Consider the following 1,145-nt stretch of genomic DNA (forward strand, 5'->3'; position numbering starts at 1 on the left):
CCGACGGTGCGGCCGCCTTCGCGGATAGCGAAGCGCAGCTTCTCTTCCATCGCGATCGGAACGATCAGCTCGACGTCAACGGCAACGTTGTCGCCAGGCATGACCATCTCGGTGCCTTCCGGAAGGTGCACAACACCCGTCACGTCCGTCGTACGGAAGTAGAACTGCGGACGGTAGTTGGTGAAGAACGGCGTGTGACGGCCACCCTCTTCCTTCGTCAGGATGTAGGCTTCTGCCTTGAACTTCGTGTGCGGCTTGACCGAACCGGGCTTGCACAGCACCTGGCCGCGCTCAACGCCTTCACGGTCAACACCACGGATCAGCGCGCCGATGTTGTCGCCAGCCTGGCCCTGGTCGAGCAGCTTGCGGAACATTTCAACGCCCGTGCAGGTCGTCTTCGTCGTCGGACGGATGCCAACGATCTCGACTTCCTCGCCGACCTTGATGATGCCGCGCTCGACGCGACCCGTCACAACCGTACCGCGGCCAGAGATCGAGAACACGTCTTCGATCGGCATCAGGAACGGCTGGTCAACCGGACGCTCGGGCGTCGGGATGTAAGCGTCGACTTCTTCCATCAGCTTGCGGATTGCGTCCTCGCCGATCTCCTTGTTGGAGTCTTCGAGAGCAGCAAGAGCCGAGCCCTTGACGATCGGAATGTCGTCGCCCGGGAAGTCGTAGGACGACAGAAGCTCGCGAACCTCGAGCTCAACCAGCTCGAGAAGCTCTTCGTCGTCGACCTGGTCGACCTTGTTGAGGAACACGACGATGGCCGGAACGCCAACCTGACGCGCAAGCAGGATGTGCTCGCGGGTCTGCGGCATCGGGCCGTCAGCGGCCGAAACCACCAGGATCGCGCCGTCCATCTGTGCAGCGCCCGTGATCATGTTCTTCACGTAGTCGGCGTGGCCGGGGCAATCGACGTGAGCGTAGTGACGGTTCTCCGTCTCGTACTCAACGTGCGCGGTCGAAATGGTGATGCCGCGGGCCTTCTCTTCCGGCGCGCCGTCAATCTGGTCATACGCGCGGAACTCACCGAAATACTTCGTGATCGCCGCCGTCAAAGACGTCTTGCCGTGGTCAACGTGACCAATCGTGCCGATGTTCGCATGCGGCTTCGTACGCTCAAATTTACCTTTGGCCAT

Annotated in this window: 1 protein-coding gene; it reads right to left on the reverse strand. The window is 61.3% G+C overall.

Features of this window, described 5'->3' with window-relative positions:
• The coding region (tuf, locus tag NDI72_RS21865) for an elongation factor Tu (protein WP_283801792.1) at window positions 1-1,145 on the reverse strand (1,145 nt) is incomplete at its 3' end.

The sequence above is a fragment of the Nitratireductor sp. GZWM139 genome (assembly GCF_030068685.1).
GTDB classification, from domain to species: domain Bacteria; phylum Pseudomonadota; class Alphaproteobacteria; order Rhizobiales; family Rhizobiaceae; genus Nitratireductor; species Nitratireductor aquimarinus.